20 protein-coding genes are annotated in these 20,748 nt (G+C 39.8%); 15 read left to right on the top strand and 5 right to left on the bottom strand.

What is annotated here, in order from left to right:
• Positions 1-66 precede the first annotated feature (66 nt).
• The 7 genes from JWR87_RS12190 (at position 67) to JWR87_RS12160 (ending at position 8,138) form a co-directional block, all read left to right on the top strand.
• A complete protein-coding gene (locus JWR87_RS12190) occupies positions 67-1,476 on the top strand; it encodes an aromatic amino acid ammonia-lyase (RefSeq protein ID WP_297820365.1) in 1,410 nt (469 codons plus the stop codon).
• Between the two features lie 40 nt (positions 1,477-1,516).
• Positions 1,517-2,374, top strand: coding sequence for an N-acetylglucosamine kinase (locus tag JWR87_RS12185; RefSeq protein ID WP_297820363.1), 858 nt, complete (start codon positions 1,517-1,519; stop codon positions 2,372-2,374).
• A 650-nt stretch (positions 2,375-3,024) separates the two neighbouring features.
• Positions 3,025-3,840: an N-acetylmuramic acid 6-phosphate etherase gene (gene murQ, locus JWR87_RS12180; RefSeq protein ID WP_297820360.1), complete on the top strand. Its 816-nt coding sequence runs from the start codon at positions 3,025-3,027 to the stop codon at positions 3,838-3,840.
• A gap of 64 nt (positions 3,841-3,904) precedes the next feature.
• Positions 3,905-5,113, top strand: a complete 1,209-nt coding sequence (locus tag JWR87_RS12175; protein ID WP_297820357.1) for a hypothetical protein — start codon at positions 3,905-3,907, stop codon at positions 5,111-5,113.
• A gap of 127 nt (positions 5,114-5,240) precedes the next feature.
• Positions 5,241-5,810 carry a hypothetical protein gene (locus JWR87_RS12170; RefSeq protein ID WP_297820354.1) on the top strand — a complete coding sequence of 190 codons (570 nt, stop codon included), beginning with the start codon at positions 5,241-5,243 and terminating at the stop codon, positions 5,808-5,810.
• A gap of 76 nt (positions 5,811-5,886) precedes the next feature.
• Positions 5,887-6,702 carry a CHRD domain-containing protein gene (locus JWR87_RS12165; protein ID WP_297820351.1) on the top strand — a complete coding sequence of 272 codons (816 nt, stop codon included), beginning with the start codon at positions 5,887-5,889 and terminating at the stop codon, positions 6,700-6,702.
• Positions 6,703-7,091: 389 nt separating this feature from the next.
• On the top strand, positions 7,092-8,138 hold the full coding sequence (locus JWR87_RS12160) for a formimidoylglutamase (RefSeq protein WP_297820348.1): 1,047 nt from the start codon (positions 7,092-7,094) through the stop codon (positions 8,136-8,138).
• Positions 8,139-8,233: 95 nt separating this feature from the next.
• Here JWR87_RS12160 and JWR87_RS12155 read toward each other — a convergent pair whose 3' ends face one another.
• Positions 8,234-10,207: an ABC-F family ATP-binding cassette domain-containing protein gene (locus tag JWR87_RS12155; protein ID WP_297820345.1), complete on the bottom strand. Its 1,974-nt coding sequence runs from the start codon at positions 10,205-10,207 to the stop codon at positions 8,234-8,236.
• Between the two features lie 155 nt (positions 10,208-10,362).
• Between JWR87_RS12155 and JWR87_RS12150 the strand changes: the two genes are divergently transcribed.
• Complete coding sequence (locus tag JWR87_RS12150) at positions 10,363-10,944, top strand: DUF3347 domain-containing protein (protein WP_297820342.1); 582 nt, start codon at positions 10,363-10,365, stop codon at positions 10,942-10,944.
• A 372-nt stretch (positions 10,945-11,316) separates the two neighbouring features.
• On the opposite strand, the gene JWR87_RS12145 is transcribed toward JWR87_RS12150, so the two are convergent.
• The 3 genes from JWR87_RS12145 to JWR87_RS12135 all read right to left on the bottom strand — a co-directional run bounded on the left by JWR87_RS12145 (position 11,317) and on the right by JWR87_RS12135 (position 14,713).
• Positions 11,317-11,934, bottom strand: a complete 618-nt coding sequence (locus JWR87_RS12145; RefSeq protein ID WP_297820339.1) for a DUF4142 domain-containing protein — start codon at positions 11,932-11,934, stop codon at positions 11,317-11,319.
• Between the two features lie 120 nt (positions 11,935-12,054).
• Positions 12,055-13,068: a phosphatase PAP2 family protein gene (locus tag JWR87_RS12140; RefSeq protein ID WP_297820336.1), complete on the bottom strand. Its 1,014-nt coding sequence runs from the start codon at positions 13,066-13,068 to the stop codon at positions 12,055-12,057.
• Positions 13,069-13,579: 511 nt separating this feature from the next.
• On the bottom strand, positions 13,580-14,713 hold the full coding sequence (locus JWR87_RS12135) for a 5-(carboxyamino)imidazole ribonucleotide synthase (RefSeq protein WP_297820333.1): 1,134 nt from the start codon (positions 14,711-14,713) through the stop codon (positions 13,580-13,582).
• A 172-nt stretch (positions 14,714-14,885) separates the two neighbouring features.
• Between JWR87_RS12135 and JWR87_RS12130 the strand changes: the two genes are divergently transcribed.
• The 4 genes from JWR87_RS12130 to JWR87_RS12115 all read left to right on the top strand — a co-directional run bounded on the left by JWR87_RS12130 (position 14,886) and on the right by JWR87_RS12115 (position 18,022).
• Positions 14,886-15,650 (top strand): L,D-transpeptidase family protein, encoded by a 765-nt coding sequence (locus JWR87_RS12130; protein WP_297820330.1) that lies wholly within the window; start codon positions 14,886-14,888, stop codon positions 15,648-15,650.
• Between the two features lie 146 nt (positions 15,651-15,796).
• Complete coding sequence (locus JWR87_RS12125; RefSeq protein ID WP_297820327.1) at positions 15,797-16,189, top strand: hypothetical protein; 393 nt, start codon at positions 15,797-15,799, stop codon at positions 16,187-16,189.
• 13 nt (positions 16,190-16,202) lie between these two features.
• Positions 16,203-16,532 carry a DMT family protein gene (locus tag JWR87_RS12120; RefSeq protein ID WP_297820324.1) on the top strand — a complete coding sequence of 110 codons (330 nt, stop codon included), beginning with the start codon at positions 16,203-16,205 and terminating at the stop codon, positions 16,530-16,532.
• Between the two features lie 185 nt (positions 16,533-16,717).
• On the top strand, positions 16,718-18,022 hold the full coding sequence (locus JWR87_RS12115) for an MFS transporter (protein WP_297820321.1): 1,305 nt from the start codon (positions 16,718-16,720) through the stop codon (positions 18,020-18,022).
• A 174-nt stretch (positions 18,023-18,196) separates the two neighbouring features.
• On the opposite strand, the gene JWR87_RS12110 is transcribed toward JWR87_RS12115, so the two are convergent.
• Positions 18,197-18,775, bottom strand: a complete 579-nt coding sequence (locus tag JWR87_RS12110) for a peptidylprolyl isomerase (RefSeq protein WP_297820319.1) — start codon at positions 18,773-18,775, stop codon at positions 18,197-18,199.
• Positions 18,776-18,849: 74 nt separating this feature from the next.
• Between JWR87_RS12110 and JWR87_RS12105 the strand changes: the two genes are divergently transcribed.
• The 3 genes from JWR87_RS12105 to JWR87_RS12095 all read left to right on the top strand — a co-directional run bounded on the left by JWR87_RS12105 (position 18,850) and on the right by JWR87_RS12095 (position 20,745).
• A complete protein-coding gene (locus tag JWR87_RS12105) occupies positions 18,850-19,389 on the top strand; it encodes an SRPBCC family protein (protein ID WP_297820316.1) in 540 nt (179 codons plus the stop codon).
• A gap of 189 nt (positions 19,390-19,578) precedes the next feature.
• Positions 19,579-19,986, top strand: coding sequence for a response regulator (locus JWR87_RS12100; protein WP_297820313.1), 408 nt, complete (start codon positions 19,579-19,581; stop codon positions 19,984-19,986).
• A gap of 297 nt (positions 19,987-20,283) precedes the next feature.
• Positions 20,284-20,745 carry a response regulator gene (locus tag JWR87_RS12095; RefSeq protein ID WP_297820311.1) on the top strand — a complete coding sequence of 154 codons (462 nt, stop codon included), beginning with the start codon at positions 20,284-20,286 and terminating at the stop codon, positions 20,743-20,745.
• The last annotated feature ends 3 nt before the right edge of the window (positions 20,746-20,748 follow it).

Genomic DNA, 20,748 nt, shown 5'->3' with positions numbered 1-20,748 from the left:
GGTGCCCCATACGTATTGCTTTAATCATTTACTTTGTCCTCTCAAAAGAATTTATAATCATCCTTAATGAGCTACAATTATTTACCGCTCGATAGAAAGTGGTTACATTTTCAACAGGTGAAAAACCTGTTGGATTACGATCAGCTGGTTTCAATCACTTTTGATGCACATGAAAGAATATTGAAATGCAGCAGTTACGTCGATAATATTTGCTGTGCTGTTGATACTAAGGATACCACTGACAACATTCAAAAAGCCCAAATTAATGTAATAAAAAGCAATGTAGTTGCAACAGGCGAAGAGTTGCCAGCGGAGATAGTGAAGCTAATGATGATGCTTAAGATTAAGTCGCTGGGATGGGGACATTCGGGGGTTCAAATTGAAACAGTAAAGCGTTTGATGGAGATGTACAATAACGGCATTCTTCCGGTTGTATATACTTCAAGTCCCGAAAGATCGCAAGGAGATGTTGCTGCTCTTAGCCAATTGGCACTACCGCTTGTTGGGTGGGGTGAAGTTTATTACCAAGGGCAAAAGTGGGAAGCGAAATCAGTTTTAGAGAAATTAAACTGGCAGCCAATAACACTGCAAAATTATGAAGGCTATGCGCTGACAACAGGGACAGAATTCACAAGCGCATATGGGTTATTTGCACTTAAAAAAGCGGAGCACGCATTGAAACTAGCTGATGTAATAGCAGCGCTCACTTTTGCTGTCTCTGGTACTTCAACAAAAAGCTTAAACCCGAATATTCATTCTTTACGCGCCCAGAAAGGACAGGCAGAAACTGCCTCAGCTATTTTAAAATATTTAAATGATGGCGGCAATGTAGCAGAAAATAAAGAAACTAACCCAGCCGGTAATTTACCCGTCTACACCACACAGATACACGGAGCAGCAAAAGATGCCTTCGAACATGTTTTGAATGTTTTTCTGAAAGAAGCAAATTCAGTAACAGAAAGTCCAATTGTTTTTCCGGATGAAGATTTGGTGGTGGAGGGCGGTTGCAACCGGTATCACTTAACACTTGCCTTAGATTACCTGGCTTTAGCAATAAGTGGTCTTGCAAATACTTCCCTGGAGCGAAGCCAGCACTTGATAAATGATCAAAAAAATTTGGAGGTATTTTCTGAAAGTTGTCAGCAACTGCAAACTGCTGCTGCTACAATAAGAGCTGAGGTTGTACAACTTTCCACTCCAACATCTGTTGACTATAGATCTGAACCTGGGACCCCAGGTACCGCAAATAACTCAGCTAGAAGGTGCATTCAGTTACTCGATCATGTAAACAGACTTTTAGCTATAGAATTTTTGGCCGCAGTTCAGGCCCGGGAGTTAAGTAAACCAGGTGTAGTTTCTGAACTGCTGAACCGCTTCGTCATAGCTTTTCGGAAGCACACTTCACCTTCAACTAAAACTGATCTTTCCATTGAGTTAGAAAAAGCGATAGAATTTATAAGTAGCTACAAATTGTAGTGACTGGTCAGTTTATTTAAACAATTAGATATAAGAGTTTATGCCAATACAATTAATTGCAGATAGTGGAGCTACCAAGTGTGAATGGTGCCTTGTCGATAATGAAATAGATAAAACAGTTTTTACCACCGGCATTAGCCCTTACTTTTTAGCCGAAAAACAAATTGTTGAATTATTAAGAACAAACCTTTTACCTGAACTAAGCGACGTATCGATTGACGAACTACACTTTTATGGAACCGGCCTCGGCAACCCTAAAAATGTTACCACCATTGTTAATAGCTTAAAAATGGTCTTTCCTGCTGTTGATATTGAAGCGAACACTGACTTGCTTGCTGCTGCCCGCGCTCTTTGTGGCAACGAAAAAGGGATTGCCTGCATTTTAGGTACGGGTTCAAATTCTTGCTATTACGATGGAAAAGAAGTCTCGAAAAATATTGCCAGCCTTGGTTACGTTTTAGGTGATGAAGGGAGTGGGGCACACCTGGGTAAAAAAGTAATACAGTATTATCTCTATAACACATTTGATGAAGATTTAAGATCAAGGTTCGATGCGATGTTCGTTACTAGCTACCTGGAGATTTTGGAGAACGTTTATCAGAAACCTTTTCCTAACCGTTACCTGGCAAGTTTCGCCGCTTTTCTTGCAGAGAACCGGGGTCATTACATGATTGAAAACATACTTGAAGATGGCTTGAACGACTTTTTCTTCAATCATTTAAATAAGTACGGCGAAAGCTGGACTTCGCCCATAAACTTTGTTGGCAGCGTTGCTTTTGGGTTTAAAGATGTGTTGCAGGAACTTTGTAACAGCTATCAGTTAGAGTTAGGAAAAGTATTAAAAGCTCCGATGGAAGGTTTAGTGAAGTTTCATGCTAATGCTACATCATTATCATAAATATTCGCATCGGGTTTAGCCCGTTTAGTTGTTGCTCCTTACTTATTTGCTTTGTCTTCTTTAAACCTTTAAGAAATGTTCTTGCTGAAACATGAACTGCCTTTTGCTAAAAAAATCGAAGGTCTGGTATACTTTTTTACCTGATACCGTAAATTAAAAGTTAAAGGGCGCACGCAAGAAACGTTGGTGGTGCTGCAAAAGCATGCAAAGTGAACTTCAATTTCACCTGAGTTATAGCCCGGCTGCCGGGCTTCGTCTTAGCGGCACTTTACCCGCTTGTTTCCGAAAGCTGCTTTGCATGTTCTGCAACCCTTTGCCTGGCACGCAGCTGCTTGAGGTCCCTTATGCAAAGACCGGTGTTGGTAGCCTGAGATCTTAAGATCATATTTATAACGTAAAAACTTTTCAACGTTTTGTTCCTAAATGATGCCATAAGCAATGCCGATGAAAGGATTGCGACGCAACGATGCTGCTTGAAGTAAAAAAAGCTGGTATTTAAAAGCAAATTAGAATCAAATTTAAAAAGGCAGGCATTGGTAGAATGTTTCATTGTTATTCAAAAGCTGGTAACACAATAGAAATTAACTTTGTAGTACAGTTTTTAAAGAAGATGTAGAGACCCGTCATTAATACTCTTTAAGCTGCAGCATATGTCGGAGTTTATTAAAATAACTGAACAACCATCAAAGTACAGGCATCTGGAAAAAATGTCTGTCAAAGAACTTCTTACAAACATAAATAACGAAGATAAAACGGTACCGCTTGCAGTAGAGAAGGCCATTCCGCAAATTGAAAAACTCGTGAGTATAATAACTGATCGAATGCTGGCAGGTGGAAGACTTTTTTACCTTGGTGCCGGAACAAGTGGCCGCCTTGCTATAGTTGATGCCAGTGAATGTCCGCCTACATTTGGCGTTCCTCATGGGCTTGTGATTGCTTTGATTGCAGGTAACGAAAAGGCAATAACACAAGCGGTAGAGTTTGCAGAAGATGACCTCGAAGCGGGTTGGAATGATTTGCAAAAACATTTTGTAAGTGAAAAGGATGTGGTGGTGGGTTTAGCGGCAAGCGGTACTACACCGTATGTTGTAGGAGCATTAGCGCAGTGCCGCAAAAATGGGATCATAACAGGGTGCATTGTTTGTAATCCAAACAGTCCGGTAGCTGCTAACTCAGATTTCCCCGTGGAGGTAATTGTGGGGCCAGAGTTCGTAACAGCCAGTACACGAATGAAAAGTGGCACAGCCCAGAAATTAGTGCTAAATATGCTTTCTACATCCGTTATGATACAGTTGGGAAGGGTAGAAGATAACAGCATGGTAAATATGCAATTAACGAATGCAAAACTTGTGGACCGCGGTGTAAAGATGGTGATAGAACAGCTGAACCTTAACGACTATGATAAAGCGAAGCAACTTTTGCTGGAGAATGGCAGCGTAAAGAAAGCAGTAGAAAGGGCGGAATAAAATTTTCACAGTTCCCGATACTTGTGTAGATAGTTGTAACTTTAGAGTAACTAAAAACATCGGTATGAAAAGAAGAATTTTACCCATTTTTTCAATTGCTGCAGTTTTACTTTGTTCTCAATCCTATGCACAAAAAAATACTGCATTTGCTGTTACAGCAGCAACCAAAGGAAGTTATAACTGGAATGTAATTCGCGAGATCGATCTTTCTACGGGCGAAGTTATTAAAACGTTATATGACCCATCCATCAACAGAAATATTAAGTACAAGCCGGCAAAGGGAACCGAGTTAAAGCAGAATACAATGGGTCATTCAGCGACTGGTGCAGGTGTTGCGGCTGCGGCTTTTGATGCATTGCATAACCGCCTTTATTTTACCAATATGCGCGGCAACGCCTTGCAGTATTTTGATCTTGGTTCAAACGAGTTGAATGTTGTAGTTGATGACAATCCTACATTTAATACAGGTGTTAAACACAACGAGGGAAATGTAATTACCCGTATGGCATTTGCTTCAGATGGTTTTGGCTATGCAATTTCAAATGACGGGAAAGGTTTTATTCGTTTCTCAACCGAGGAAAAATCAGCTGTAACTAATTTGGGCGAATTAATTAACGGCACTAAAAACGGTAAAGTAAGTATTCACGACCAGGCTACAAGCTGGGGTGGAGATATGGTAGGCGACGCTTACGGTAATTTATACCTGGTGACTTATCGAAACCATTTATTTAAGATCAATCCCATTACAAGGGTCGCAGATTACCTGGGTCAGTTAAAAGGTATTCCCGAGCCGTTTACGAGCAACGGAGCAGTTGTAAACGATGAAGGTGAGCTTATAGTAAGCAGCGCAACGGTAACAGATAATTATTATCGTGTAAACATTTCGACTCTCGACGCAACGCCTATTCAGAAAAAAGCATCAACTGTCTTCAATAGTTCTGATTTAGCGAACAAGAATTTGTTGTATGAGAAGAAAGGGATTGCCAATATATTTAATAATATAAAAGCGAATGACGCACTAAGTGTGTTTCCTAACCCGGTTACAAGTAAATTTTTTAATCTTCAGTTCGATAAGGTGCCTTTGGGCCGGTATAACCTGCTGTTAGCTGATGCTTCTGGCCGTACTGTTTTATCAAGATCATTAATAATCGCCATGAAAGGCCAGGTTGAAAAAGTTACTCTTCCGCGCACCGCTGGTGGCGGAACCTACTTTGTAAAATTAATTGGCGGGGCCAGTAATGCCGCATATAACCAGAAATTAATGGTGCAGTAAGTTCAGGATGTTGGTTAAGTAAGGGCCGTAAAAGCGGCCCTTTTTTTGTTTTATCTACCAGAATGGTAGTTGTTTAATTAAGAAAGGAAATAGAGATTTGTATTAAGAAATGAGGCGATAGAATTTTATGCACAATATAGAACCATACTTCAACTGGAGGCATATGTACGCAGCGGAGGAAGACGAGAAGTCTCCTTTCTTTGGCCGTACTTACAGCGAGTTTGAATATTCTCAATCTGTTTATAACTATTACATCCACCCGCAATGGGATGAATTCGGAAGCAAGACACTGTATCTAAAAGTTTTGTATGCCGACTACTCAGAGAACTTCGCAATAATTGAACTGATTGGTGAATGGAACGACGCTATAGAGAATGATATAATGACATTGAAGCGCGACGTTATAGATGAGATGTTTTTTGAGCATATTACGAAGTTTATTCTAATTACTGAAAACGTGCTAAACTTTCACAGCGGCGATAAAGATTATTATGAAGAGTGGTTCGAAGAGGTCACCGATGAAGGTGGTTGGATAGTCGCCATAAATATGCCCGAACAAACCCAGTATGACTTTAAAAGAAAAAAGCTGAATTATTTTATAGAACTTATAAATATTCCTAATTGGCGCGTGTATAAGCCGCAGCATCTATTTGACAAGATTGATACCGATATTAGCAACAGAATCGGAAATGTGTAGAAGGCAGCAGTAGTAATTATAGTAAAGGCAACTTTTTTTCAAAAATTGTTGTCCATACTTTCTAAATAAAGGAATTATGAAAACCGGGCTTTACACTCTAACATGTATACTTACCTGCATTACTCTAACTACTTCCTGTAATAAAAAAAATGATTATAATGGAAATGTTGAAGTTATAAAAGAATGGAAATTTGCACTTTCTTCTTTTAATGAAAACCATGCGACCTCCCCAATTGAGACAAATGCCACTTTTCACATGGTTGCCCTGGCCGATAACAGCATTAGGTACGATGTACAAATAGATAGTGCAGACAGAATTGTTGCTGCACACATAAAATTAGGCGACCCCGTTAGCAATGGTAATTTACTGGTAAATCTTCCTGTAAGAGTGTATAGTACCTATGCCAGTGGAATTTTAACTGGTTTAAGTTCGGGCCTGATGGATACCTTACTTAATAATAACATAGAAAAGTATATAAATATTACAACTAATAAAGCTCCTTTCGGTTTAGTTCGCGGCCAGTTAAACTCCAACCTGGTACTATCAAGAAATGTTGTTTTATCAGGAAGTTCTGTGCTGCCGGCTGTGTCCACAACAACAACGGGTATAGCTTTTCTCCGGCTTACCGCCGACAATGTTTTATACAGTAAAATTATTGTAAACAATAATGATCCTTCTGATCCTGTTACCGCTGCAACTATTAATCAAGGGATTTCTACAGCTGCGGGCCCGGTGCTTTTGACTCTTGCATCTACTCCCCAGGAATTTGGAGTCGGCAAAAAAGCTACAGTAAGTGCTTCGGCTTATTCTGCGCTTTTAAGTAGTAGCACATATGTTACGCTAAGCTCAGGGCTTAGACCAGGTGGAAAATTGAGGGGGCAGATAAGATAAAAAAAACGTAGTATTTTAGTTATCAGATTGCCATCGTTCCTCCACGGTAAATAGGAAATTTGCTGGTTTTTTATATGCTCGATATATACTCTTCTACAGCCACAGGTTTCACTTTTAGTGAAGCTTGGTGCGTAGCTAACTTGTTTTTTTAATGCTTTTTTTTACTCTGAATTAAAGCATTAAGGGCATAGCGGCTCCTGGATGTGTTTCAAAAAAATACAAAGGATTCGGAGTATACGTCTGTTGCTGCCCTACATATTTCATATGGATTGGAATTTCTTTTATAGTAAAGGGAGATGTCATAAAATTTATACATTTACTTGCTTATTATTGTTACAGAAGCCGATAAAGCTCGTAAATTCCAGTAGAAGCAAAGCCAAATCAACCATATGAAGTATTTCAAATTTTACAATAAGCAGGATATTTTGTCTGTTACCAATACCCGCCGCTTTGAAACTAAGTTAGGAGAACGGCTACAAGCCATTTCGGACCCGAAAAGGCTGGAAGAGTCACTGAAAGAGTCCGAAGCTAAATTTGTAATTTTTGGTGTTCCGGAAGATATTGGTGTAAGAGCAAATTTTGGCATGGGCGGAACAGGAACGGCATGGCAACCTTTTCTATCTTCTTTTGTCAATATTCAAAGCAATGACTTTTTGGAAGGCAGTGAAATACTATTACTTGGAAGATTTGATTTTACTGAAATAGAAGCATTAATAGAAAGCAATGCGCACAACTTTGAAGAAAAAGTAGATGCTTATCGCCATGCGGTTAATGAGGTAGATGAAGCTGTTGAACCATTAGTCAAGCTAATTACGCAGTATAATAAAATTCCCATCGTTATTGGAGGAGGACACAATAACGCATATCCTCTCATCAAAGGTGCTGCAAAAGGATTATACAAATCTGGTCTCATTCCGTTAGCATCTATCAATTGTATAAACCTCGATGCGCATGCTGATTTCAGGCCTTTAGAAGGTCGTCACAGCGGCAATGCTTTTTCATACGCTGAGGAAGATGGATTTCTTCAGAAGTACTGTGTGATTGGGATACATGAAAACTACCTTACTCAAAATATATGGATGGATGTTGTAAATAATCCTTTCATAGACTTTATAACTTATGAAGACATTTTCATTCACGAAAAGAAAAACTTTTTAGAAGCAATTGCCCATGCAACCACTTTTACAGAGGATACTTATACGGGTATTGAACTTGATTTGGATTGTATAGAAAATACTTTAAGTAGTGCCGCTACTCCAAGCGGCGTTGAACCTTTACACGCGCGTCAATTTATATCATATGCTTCTGCCGACAGTAAAACTGCTTACCTGCATATTTGCGAAGGAGCTTCGAGATTATCCGACGGACGCAGCAGCGAAACTACAGGTAAGTTAATAGCATACCTGGTAAGTGATTTTCTAAAGGCAAAAGAGTAAGGAAAGTTTCGAGGTGTTAGCCTTCAGCTGCAAGCTTAGACTGTATCCGTCTAACTTGCAGCCGTCATGTACAAACTCACAACTTACAACTTCTCCTATCCCGCTGCTTGCGTCTCCAGCTCCATCACTTTTTCAAAAAGCGATTCATATTCTTTATTCAAAGACTGCAACATCTGGTTTGCTTTCTTATAATCACTTTCGGCAGCCGCGAATTTCTTTTTGTCAGAATAATTTTCCGGAGCACCGAGTGCCTGCTCCAATTTCGTTCTCTCGTTACTGGCTTTGCTTATTTCTGCTTCAAGGCTTATTAATCTTTTTTGTTGCTTCTGCAATTCTCTCTGAAGCTCGCGATTGACAGGAGCATTGTTAACAGCGGACTGCTGGACAGGAGCTGGCTTCACTTCTGCTTTCTTTTCACTTTCAGGTTTAGATTTTCCATTCTCAGCTTTTCTCTCAGCTTCCATTTTCGTCATCCGTTCGTTCCATTCTACCCATTCCTGGTAAGAGCCTTTAAACTCTTTGATCTTATGATCAACAATTTCCCAAATCTTATTAGCAGTTTTAGAAATGAAAAAACGGTCGTGGCTCACGAGAATAAAAGTACCGGGGTATTTGTTTAGCGCACCAGCTAACAACTCCACTGAGTGCATGTCCAGGTGGTTCGTAGGCTCATCCAGCATCAAAAAGTTTGCTTTACTAATGATTGTCTTTGCCAGGGCGACACGAGCCTTTTCACCTCCACTCAATACTTTTATTTTCTTTTCTACATCATCACCGCCAAACAAAAATCCGCCCAACAGGCTGCGCAATTCCATTTCAGTTTTCTGGCTTCCGCATTCCTTCATTTCATCGAGAATAGTGTTGTTAAGGTTCAATGCTTCCAACTGGTGCTGTGCATAAAAACTCTCATCTACATTATGACCCCAAATTCTTTCACCTTCAAAGGTTTCAACTTCGGCAACTATGCGTAGAAGAGTAGATTTACCTTTACCATTTGCACCAATTAGCGCAATCTTATCTCCCCGGTCAATCTCAGCGGAGGCATTTTCAAGAATTACGTTATCACCAAACTTCTTATTGATATGTTTTAAAGAAACCAACACTCTACCTGGTGTTTTATCCATTTGAAAATTGATCCTGATATCTGGTCGTTCCAACTGAACATCTTCGACTACATCAAGCTTGTCTAATCGCTTCTGTACGCTTTGCGCTTGGGCCGCCTTACTTGCCTTGGCTTTAAATCGCTCAATAAACCTTTCCTGCTGGCGAATGTAATCCTGCTGATTTTCAAAGGCACGCTGTTGCATGTCTATTCGGATGTCCTTTTCCCGCTCGTAATAATCGTAATTGCCAGAGTAGATGTGCAACTGTCTTTGGTAGAGTTCTACTATCTTATTTACCATCCGGTTTAGAAAAAACTTATCGTGACTCACAATTACCACGCTTCCCTTGTAGTTCAGCAGGTATTTTTCAAGCCATTCGATAGAGGGTAAGTCAAGGTGGTTAGTCGGTTCATCCAAGAGTAAAACATCGGGAGCCTGTAAGATCATTTTCGCCAACAGCACGCGCATTCTCCAACCACCACTGAATTGTTTGTATGGTTTATCAAGGTCCTCATTTGAGAAGCCAAGCCCATGCAATACCTCCTCTGCTTTGTAGTGAACGTTGTATCCGTCCAATACGTCCATTTCATGTAGAGCGTCTGTATATTTCAGTAGTATTTCTTCACTCTCAGGGTTGGCTTCCAGTTCCTTTCCCAGCCTTTCAATGTCTTTTTCAAGTTGTTGTACCCGTTCAAAGGCACCAAGGGCAACACCTGTAATGCTATCGTTGGTGTCGAAGCTTAGCAAGTCTTGGTGCAGGTAGCCGATCGTAGTTTCCCTGCCTTTTTCAACAGTTCCTGCTGAAGGGGAATATTGACCTACTAATACTTTCAGCAACGTTGACTTCCCTGTACCATTGTAGCCAATCAAACCAATACGATCCCCCGGCTGAATGTGCCATGTTGCATCACTTACAATTACCCTGGCACCAAATTCAAACGTAACATTTTGAAGACCTAATAACATAATTACCCTGACCCATCAAGGATCTAAATTTTAGATTGATAATAATATCCCCTTACACTTTATTTCCGTTTTAACGGTTTTAGGGGCAATTTGCAAAAGTATGGCAACGAGTTTGGAAAGCAAATTCATTTACTTTTGTGTAAACGATTTTTAACATGAGAAAATATGTAGCAATAGCAGCATTCGCTGTTTTAACATCCTGCGGTGGATCTTCGGCAAATAGCCCTGTCGAGGAGACTAAAAAGGATGAGCCCTTGGCTCAATCAAAAAATTCGTCTGACTTCAACTTAAAATTCACTGATTTATTAAATAACTATTACCACTTAAAAGATGCGTTTGTGCTATCAAATAGTGAAATGGCCACTTCTTCGGCAAAATTGCTTGTTAGCAGCGCAGACGGTTTTAAAGTAGAGGAAGTAAAGGCAGATAGTAGTATAGTCGAAATGGCTAAGGGGTACTTGCAGACCGTTTCTGCAGAAGCAAAAGCTTTAAGTCAGGAGAAGGATATTGAGGCGAAGCGCAAATCTTTTCAAATGATTAGCGACGCGATGTACGACCTTGTAAGAACCGTTCGTTTTGACAAAGATGTTGTTTATCACCAGTTTTGTCCAATGGCTTTTAACGATGCCGGAGCCTACTGGTTGAGTGCTACTGCTGATATTAAAAATCCCTACTTCGGAAAAAAAATGCTGACTTGTGGCGAGGTTAAAGATTCAATAGATTTCAGGGGGAAATAAGTGAATAGAGTTATTGTAAAGAATTATATCGAGATAGATTAAAGCTTTGTCTATTAAAGACAGGGCTTTTTTGTGCAGGCGTTTGTTTTCTGTGAACCTTTTGTTGTGTCAACTTTCTTGTACTTACCGTGGACATATTTTCGTGATATCAGATGTAAATGTTCCAGCGGAACGTTTAGAAGGTAGGAGTGGAAGATTTCTTTGTTCTAAATGTGTCCACACGGGTAGCTTTTGCACAGTATCTTACTGCGCCGGCGTAGAGTAAGCTGCTATTATGATAGAGCGAAAACAAGTATTGATTGAAATGAAAAGAGGACGGGTATCTGTCCTCTTTTCATTTCTGAAACTAAAACTTCATAGAAAGTAACTAACCTACTTCTTCATGCCGTCCTGAATTTTTTGAATATGCTCCAGGTGCTTTTTTAGAACCGGTAAAGTTTTTGTAGCAAACGCTTTAACGTCTGCGTCATTTCCCTCGGATGACTCATCCTCAAAATGTTCGATATCTTCTTTGTGGTCCTCAACCATCAGCTTAACATAAGCCTTGTCGAAATCTGCACCTTTTTTAGCTTTCAACTCGTCTATGTGCTTTTGATGTTTCTCGATTGGTGATGGAGAAATCATTACATCTTTCCTGGCGGCAACAGCTTTTAATTCTGCATTTGCTTTCGTGTGATCGGCCACCATCATTTGCCCAAATTCTTTTACCTGGACTGATGATGCATTGGTAGCTGCAAGCTTTCCAAGGGCAACTTCCATTAACCCTCCGCTAGCTGCTTCCATTACAAATTCTCTATCAGCAGCCATACTGGTATCGGTATCAGAACCTATTATCGGGTTGTTCGACGATGATGCGTCTGTAGATGTATCGGTTGTTTTACTTATGGTTGTAGTGCTGTCGCTGTTTGTTGTTTCAGTACTGTCACCACCACCACAACTAACTGCGAAAACAAGAAAGACCAGCAGGCCCAAAGGCTGTATTTTTTTCATGATCAATGTTTTTATCGGAAATTGATAGCTAAAGAAGTATGCCACTAAGCTATATGGATACTATTTCGAATTTTGACAAAAGGATTTCATTATTACCAAGGAAAAGATTACACAGTCTTACTAAAACTTGTAAATTATCCCTGGCATTAATGATCCTCCTACGTAATTGAAGGTGTACTGTAATTCTCCGCGTCTTTTTTGCAAACCTGTTGACGACACTACTTGCCGGTTTCGCTTTACAACCTGCCTTGCGCATAAGTAACCCATTCCTATTGCTAATGGATAGTCGCTGGCCCAGTGCACTTTATTATTTATCATGGAATAAGCAACCAATCCGGTAAGAGAATAACCGACCGGTTTGATCCACTTTTTCTCAGGGTAATTTTCTGAAAAAATAGTGATCGAAGACATTAATGTAGCAAGGTGACCAGAAGGGAAAGCATCGTAACTAGGCGTATGATTTTGGTAGTCGGAGAAAGAAGGAAAAAAGCGCCATTTGCCAGCAGGCGTTGACGACTCGCCCGGAGTTTCTCTTCCGGTTATTCTTTTAACTATCTGCGTACCTATGCCCATCAAAATAAAAGCCTCGGCCAACTGACTGGCTGTACTCAAAGCCCTGTAATCATCCTTTATTTTTCCATAGGTAAACAATCCTGCACCAATTAATAAACTTGGAAAACCTTGTCCTACCTGGTAAAAAGCTGTATTCCAGTTTCCGGGAAAGCGAAGAAGGGCAACATCTTTACCGCCTAGTTTTACAATAACATTTTTATTCTTCTCATCAGGGCTTAAATGGATCTGCCTCGAAAAAGCTTCAACACCATCAACTATTGGCTGGTCGGCAAGTATTAAAATACCGGTGCTTGCTGCTATAGCCAGCAGCGGTTTTATGCTTTTCTTACTAAACGTTGTAGTTACAATACCAGCAGCATCTTTAGGTAGATTTGTTATAAAAGCAAACTTTTTAGGGGTTTGGTATACCAGGGTTTTTCCGTTCCCCAGGTCGTATCGCATTTCTGTTTTAGCTGCTTTGCTAACAGATTCTAAACTATCTATTACAATGGGAGTTTGTGCACCAAGAAGAAATGTATTGAAAAGGCAAAGAAGTAGGGCAGAGGAAACGCTTTTGTTCATTTGTAAAGTAATAGTAGAATACCAAAATTAAATTGAAAACAGATACCGGAAGTTTATTGAAAATATAAAGAGCTCTATTAAGTATATCTGCAAAATCACAGTTTTTTTAAGCTAAAATGGTTTCGCCCGAATTTTAAATATTGAAATTTATTTGCGAAAGTTGGAGGTAAAAAGAAGGAAATTGCTGACGCGTTGAAGCAGCGGATGATGAGCAATTAATTGAGGAAGTTTATGAGCCGCTTCAGCCGCATGCAGGAGTTAAAAATGTAGGCGTTAGCCAATTGCCTTTAAGATGGGTAGAATAAAATTAATAGGGCAATGAATGATTATAAAGATGGTCGTTATATTACCCGGAAAGAGATGAAACTAAAGGTGCAGCATTGGCTACACAATAAAGTAGCTGGAAATAAGTGGGATGGCTGAACATGTGACAAGGCGTCCCAATGTGCGACGCAACAATTGTTGATAGACATGCCAGTGTTGGTATCAAAAACAAAAAAGATTCGCTTCTCTAAGCGTTAACATTCTCACTTTCTACCACTAGCATTTTTTTAATCTTAAGGGCGGTATGAATGAGTTCCTGCCTTTCGTTACTTAGAATAGTAACGTGGCCCATTTTGCGGCCTGGTTTGGTTTCCTGCTTTCCGTATAAGTGCACAAAAACATTGTCAAGCTTCAGCACATCCTGCAATCCTTTGTAAACCGCTTTACCTGAAAATTTTTCTGCCCCCACCACATTTACTATTGCCGCAGGAAGAATAGGTTCTGTATTGCCGAGAGGGTAATTGAGGATGATGCGCCAAAGCATATCGAACTGGCTACTGTAATTTGCTTCGATGGTATGGTGACCGCTATTATGCACGCGTGGAGCTGTTTCATTTACCCAGACTTCATCATTTTTATCGACAAACATTTCTACCGCAAATATGCCGGGGCTTTTTAAATCTTTCACTACTCTTAAAGCAATGGCTTCTGCTTTCCATAACGAGTTTTGCAGGATCTGGGCAGGACAGACTTGAAAGTCGAGCAAGTTTAAAACAGGGTCAAAAAACATTTCAGCCGGAGGATAAATAGCAGTCTCTCCTTTTGCATTCATGGCAACCATAACGGCTATTTCCTTTTTTATGGTAACCATTTTTTCTAACACAGACGGAGCATCAAAACCTTTTTCGAAATCTGCGGCTGTACGAATAAGTTGCACGCCGCGGCCATCATACCCTCCTTCGGCAATTTTGTGTACTGCCGGTAAAAAAGCAGTTTGCACTTTTAGGTCTGCAAGAGTATTGGTTACTATAAATTCGGGTGAAGGTATCTGAGCGGCCTTATAAAACTGTTTCTGTAAAATTTTGCTTTTGATGATTTTTATGGCTGCGCTATTGGGAAAAACGGCTACCCCCTCGCTTTCTAATTTTTCAAGCGCGTCTACGTTAACTGCCTCAATTTCTATGGTGATTGCATCAAGCGTTTTTCCGAAATTGTAAACGGCATCAAAATCCTGGATATTACCAGTAACAAAGTGGTGGCATAAATGAGCAGAGGGGCAATTTGGGTCATTTTCCATAACAAATGTTTCAACCGGGTAATTTAGTGCCGACTGCAACAACATACGTCCTAACTGCCCACCGCCAAGAATGCCTACTTTCATATTGCTTTCAAATTATTTTAGACCAGAAGCCGCGAAGATACCGTTCCGCAGATTGTGCTAAAAATATTTTACGGGCACCAACTATTAACATCAGGCCTTTTAAATTACTCTTTTTCATACTTTAACTTTACATTTCCCGTTAATCAACCTGTAAAGAATATTTTTGACTCCAATGAAACGCATATTATCCTCTCTACTTTTCGTTTTTGTGTTACAGGGTATGTCAATACCCATGTTTGCGCAACTCTCGTTTATCGATTACCAACGGAGCTATCCTAAGGTGGCAAATGCTTTAAGGTTGAAAGAAGATACGCTTAGAAGCCAGTTTGCAAAGCAGGGGTTACCCTGGCCCGCAAAGCAGATTTATGTGCGGTCTTTTAAGTACGACAGTCAACTTGAAGTTTGGGTAAGATATACAAACGGACAGCCCTTCAAGCTTTTTAAAACTTATAAAGTTTGTGCAATGGCCGGGGCAATAGGTCCTAAGCGTGTGCAGGGCGATTACCAGGTTCCTGAAGGGTTTTATTATATCAACGAGTTTAACCCTAATAGCAGTTATCATTTATCTCTCGGAATTAATTATCCAAATGCTTCTGATAAGGTTTTAAGTGACTCTGCCAACCCGGGAGGCGATATTTATATTCATGGTAATTGCGTAACTATCGGCTGCATTCCATTACAAAACGACCAGATTGAAGAATTGTATATACTTGCAGCTCAAGCAAAAAACCAGGGACAGGACTTCATTCCGGTTCATATATTTCCAATACGATTTAATAACCGAAAAAGCTTTGAATACTTAGCCCGCACAACAAAAGACAACCAGGACCTTCAACGTTTTGCAATTAAGATAAAAGAGGTTTTTGATTACTTCGAAGAAAAGAAACGTCTTCCATTAATATCAACTAATAAAAAGGGCGATTACATTGTAATGTAACCGGGAAGAATATTTACAGGGAGAATACTTTTAAAAAAAAGGGTGACTGAGGTCAACCTTTTTTGTTTTTAAAGAGCAGGTAAGAACCCAGTGTGTTTTCCGTTCTTTGTCTTATAAATGCTGTTATACTTGTACAAGGGGGCATTATGTCGTATCTCGGTGTTTATTCTTCCTATGTGCTTTTTACCTGTGTACCTGATTATTTTGAAGGAGAATTTATGAAGGGTGTTGTATCGAAGGTGTCATTTTCAGAAAAGACAAACAGCTCGCAGCTGGTAGTAGATTACAATGTAGGCAAAGAAAAATTGCAATATAAAACTGATATGTATTTTCAGAGAGCTTATAAACCAGGCCAACCTGCTGCCATTATATACAATCCTTCCGACCCTCCTGTTTCAAGTATTTATGCCTTTATCGGTTGTTGGATAAGATGGCACGTGTTGATCTTTACCTCAGCTTTTTTATTATTCTTTTTATTACGGCTAGGTCTGCTACCGGCCAGAGTAGCAGGGAACCATGTTGGCTACATAGTTATGTAAAACGTAAATAGGTATGAAGACAATTGCGATGTTGGTTGTATCAAACATCTTTATGACGTTTGCCTGGTATTGGCATTTAAAAGATAAAGGAATACCAATATGGAGGGCGATCGTGATTAGCTGGGGAATTGCATTCTTCGAGTACTGCCTTACGGTACCGGCAAATAGATTAGGTTTTGCTTCAGGATGGAATGGCTTCCAGTTAAAGATAATTCAGGAGGTAATTACGCTGATTGTGTTCATATTTTTTGCAGTCTTCTATTTAAAGGAAGCTATGCATTGGAAGTATCTCGTAAGTTTTGGATTCATCTTAGGGGCAGTATATTTTGCCTTAAAAAAATAAGGGTATCCCTTCCGGAACACCCTTTTAAACCATGCTTGCATAAACCATCAACTTTACCAATAAACAAACAAGAAACTATTTTATTTTTTACTGCTTTTTTACTTTCATTTAATAATAGACTTTTGCACGTTTTATAAGTTTAAAACGTAGCCTTATTTTTTTTGTTTCTTATAAACGAATAATCATTGAGCAATCTAGACAGTCGTTCTACAGCGTGGCGTTTAAAAGCATTATTTGGCGGTTCTATTGGCAATCTTGTTGAGTGGTATGACTGGTATGCGTATTCAGCATTTGCACTATATTTTGCCCCCGTATTTTTTCCGAAGCAAAACCCAACTGCCCAGCTTTTAAATACAGCAGCCATTTTTGCCGTGGGTTTTTTAATGCGGCCGGTAGGAGGGTGGCTTTTCGGAAAAATTGCTGATACAAAAGGCCGTAAGTTGGCAATGACGCTTTCTGTTTTACTAATGTCATTCGGTTCTTTACTTATTGCCATCACACCTTCATATGCAACTATAGGCATTTTTGCCCCCGTATTACTATTATTTGCACGCCTTTTACAAGGCCTCAGTGTGGGCGGCGAATACGGTACATCTGCTACATACTTAAGCGAAGTTGCCACCCCCGCCAGAAGAGGCTTTTACTCCAGTTTTCAATATGTAACGCTTATTGGCGGGCAGTTGGTTGCACTGGGCATACAGGTATTGTTGCAACGGGTTTTTTTATCAAAAGCGGCATTGGAAGATTGGGGGTGGCGCATCCCATTTGCGATTGGCGCCCTGCTTGCATTTGTTGCCTACTATCTGCGCCTCAATATGGAGGAGACCATGCCTGTTAGCCAAACCGAATCGCACGAGAATGAACGGGGCTCTTTAAAAGCTTTATTATACAGCCATCCCCGGGCAGTGCTTACCGTTGTTGGTCTTACGCTTGGTGGTACCCTTGCTTTTTACACCTATGGCACATACATGCAAAAGTTTCTTGTAAACACCGTACACCTTACAAAAGACCGCTCTACCATAATCACCTTCTGGCTTATGCTGCTATTTGCACTTATGCAACCCTTGTTTGGGTGGATTTCGGATTTGTACGGCCGCAAACCTTTATTAATTGGTTTTGGTGTTTTAGGAACCGTTTTCACCATTCCCATATTAACTACTTTAAGTCACGCCCGTTCCGAATGGCAAGCATTCTTCCTCATTTTTGGTGCGCTAATTATTGTAAGCGGTTATACATCCATTTGTGCCGTTGTAAAAGCCGAAATGTTTCCGGCCGAAATAAGAGCACTCGGGGTCGGCTTGCCCTATGCTGTTACAGTTGCAGTGTTTGGAGGTACGGCTGAGTATATCGCTTTATATTTTAAAAACGCCGGGCACGAAAATTATTTTTATTGGTACATCACCATTTGTGTATTTATTTCCTTGCTTGTCTACATCTTTTTAAAAGACACTAAGCAAACTTCCTGGATGGATAAGGAGATGACAAAGTAAGAAGTGTTACGAAGCCAGCATTCCTTTTCTATTGCACTTTCGTTGCGTCGCACACTTCAGCAATTTTATCTCTTTCAGCGCTTTTAACGGCTAATATTGTAAAGCTCAGCCGAAGAACTTTCGAAGCTGCGTATTTTTCTTGTCTGCCTAAAAAACCAATCACCTTCCGGCAGCCTATCGCCTCACAATATCAAAAATATAAACAGGCGGATCGAAATAACCATCATCTTCAGGTCTGTTATAAATAGTTCTTACGATATTCATTCCTCTTACTACCCTTCCAAAAGCAGCATAGCCCTGCCTGTCAGGATTATTTATTCCGCCGTAATCAAAACCGGGTTGGTCGCCAATACAAATAAAAAATTCGGTTGAACCTGTTCCCGGCTCTAATCGTGCAAGCGATATCACTCCATCTTTATGAGAAATCCCTGTTTGTTTAGTCGTTTCGTGTTCAATGCCTTTTACCACCGGTTTATTTTTTTTCCTGTAAATACCGCCCTGTACGAGTTCCGCTTTCGAAACGTCAGAAGGTTGGTTGTCGTAATTAAGAACGCGGTAAAAAGTCGCATTCCGGTAATAACCCGAATCAATATAAGACAGAAATGCCGCAACTGTTTTGGGGGCTTTGTTAGCAAATAATTCTATTTCAATACCTCCAATTCTTGTTTGTATCTCAATATGCGGATTCCTAAATTTTTCTCTGCAGCACAGAAGGCTGAAGCAAAAAAAAATGAGTAAAATTCTGGTATACATGTTGTCAAAAGTATGAGGTATAAGTGTAAACAAAAGCAAGAGGAATTGTATTACTTTAAATCTAAATAACTTTTATGGAAACGAATAATATGCAAAAAGTAGAGGCTACAAAGCAATTTGATGTACCTGTAGAAAAATTGTTTCAGGCATGGAATGATCCGGAACAGTTGAAGCAATGGTGGAAGCCGATGGGAAAAGATTTAATGGAAGTAAGCAACGATCTGAAGGTCGGAGGTGAAGTGCGCTACACCTTCGGCGGCGGCAGTTTAATTATATCGGGCAACTACGAGAGGGTGAAGGTGAATGAGACGTTGGTATACACATGGAACTGGCACTTCCCCGAGGATGCTTCGAAAAACGCCCGTTATAAACTGACTATTCAATTTTTAGCAAAAGGCAATGGAAGCGAGATCCATGTAAACCAGGAGGATACTCAAAGCCAGGAAAATTTACATCCTAATGAAAACGGATGGGAAAAAGGCCTTTCTGATTTGCACGGTTTCTTAAGTAATGGCCGGCAAACAGAGAACCAACCACAACAAAAATATTCAAATGGCGCCCTGCACGACGAAGGTTACCAGGGAACACCTGAGCAAGAAAAAGTCGGCGGTTAGGCTATAACTTCCATAATAGTCGCTACCTGGTAGCAGCGAAATCACAATTAGGATAAGTCCCTGATTGTGGTTTCTAATTTATCAGACTTCCAATTGGATAATTAATAAAAATTTAATTTATGGCTATTAAATGGTAATAAGGTCTCGTCATTTTTATTTGTGCAGATGATGCTATAATTTGCATCTTCAATGAAAGAAACACATACAATTTTGCTTGCAGACGATGACCCCGACGACCAGGAACTTATTATTCATGCATTTTCAGAGGTTTGTGGCACATACAACCTGCATATTGTAAATGATGGTAAAGAAGTGATAGATTTTTTATCTACTACGTCTGACAGCAAACTGCCGTGTCTTATTGTTCTCGATTATAATATGCCTGAGCTGAACGGCGCAGAAGTATTACAGCATCTTACCGATAATAAGCGATACGAAAACATACCTAAAATTATTTTAAGCACTTCGAGCAATCCAAAGTATATCACAGATTGTATGCACAAAGGTGCGAAGGCTTACCGTGTAAAGCCTGACAATTTCACTCAGTTGGTTGTATTGGCTAAGGAGATGCTTAGTTTTTGCGGTAATGCTGCCTAATATTAATCGTCTTTATCCACCCAAAAATCGTTATAACTGAAGTAACACTTCTTTTTTACTTACACGTCTTTCTCCATCTCAAATCGCCGCGCTTTTTGTTTATTTAAAGTTCCCAAACAAGCATTAAAGTTTAATCATATATAGGCAATTTAGTCCACAACCTACTGTCCTGTTTTGTAGAAGTTAGTGTCATTTTTATTAGTAGTACTGGCCAATTAAAGCGGCAGGTTGTTTGCACCTACATAGCAGTAGACAGGCGCAAAGAATATTAGCACAGGTAAACCAGATTAGAGAAGAATGAGTAAATACAACGTACTGCTAGCTGAGGATGATGCAGATGATTATAGTTTTTTTGTTGAAGCATTTGGGAGAATTTCTGCAGAGTACCGGATAGAAAGAGCTAAACACGGACTTGAATGTATAACCTATCTTAAAACACATGAAAAGCCGGATGTTATATTTCTCGACCTTAACATGCCTCTGAAGAGCGGGTTAGAGTGTTTGAAATTTATAAAAAATAACGAGGCATTAGAAGATATACCGGTCATCATATATTCTACATCTCACTATATTAAACATATAGACGCAGCATTTAAGGGCGGAGCACATTATTATATAGTGAAGCCAAATAATGCAGATTTGCTAACAGAAATTTTAAACACCGCACTTAGTCGGCTAGATGAAAGTGGGGAAAAACCGGGTAAATACAATTTTGTAGTACGAAATCAGGTAACTTTAGAGAACTCACCAGGAAGATAATTG

It is taken from the genome of Segetibacter sp. (assembly GCF_025963695.1).
Lineage (GTDB): Bacteria > Bacteroidota > Bacteroidia > Chitinophagales > Chitinophagaceae > Segetibacter.
Note: the sequence above shows the minus strand (reverse complement) of the source record. Positions and strands in the feature narration are given on the sequence as shown.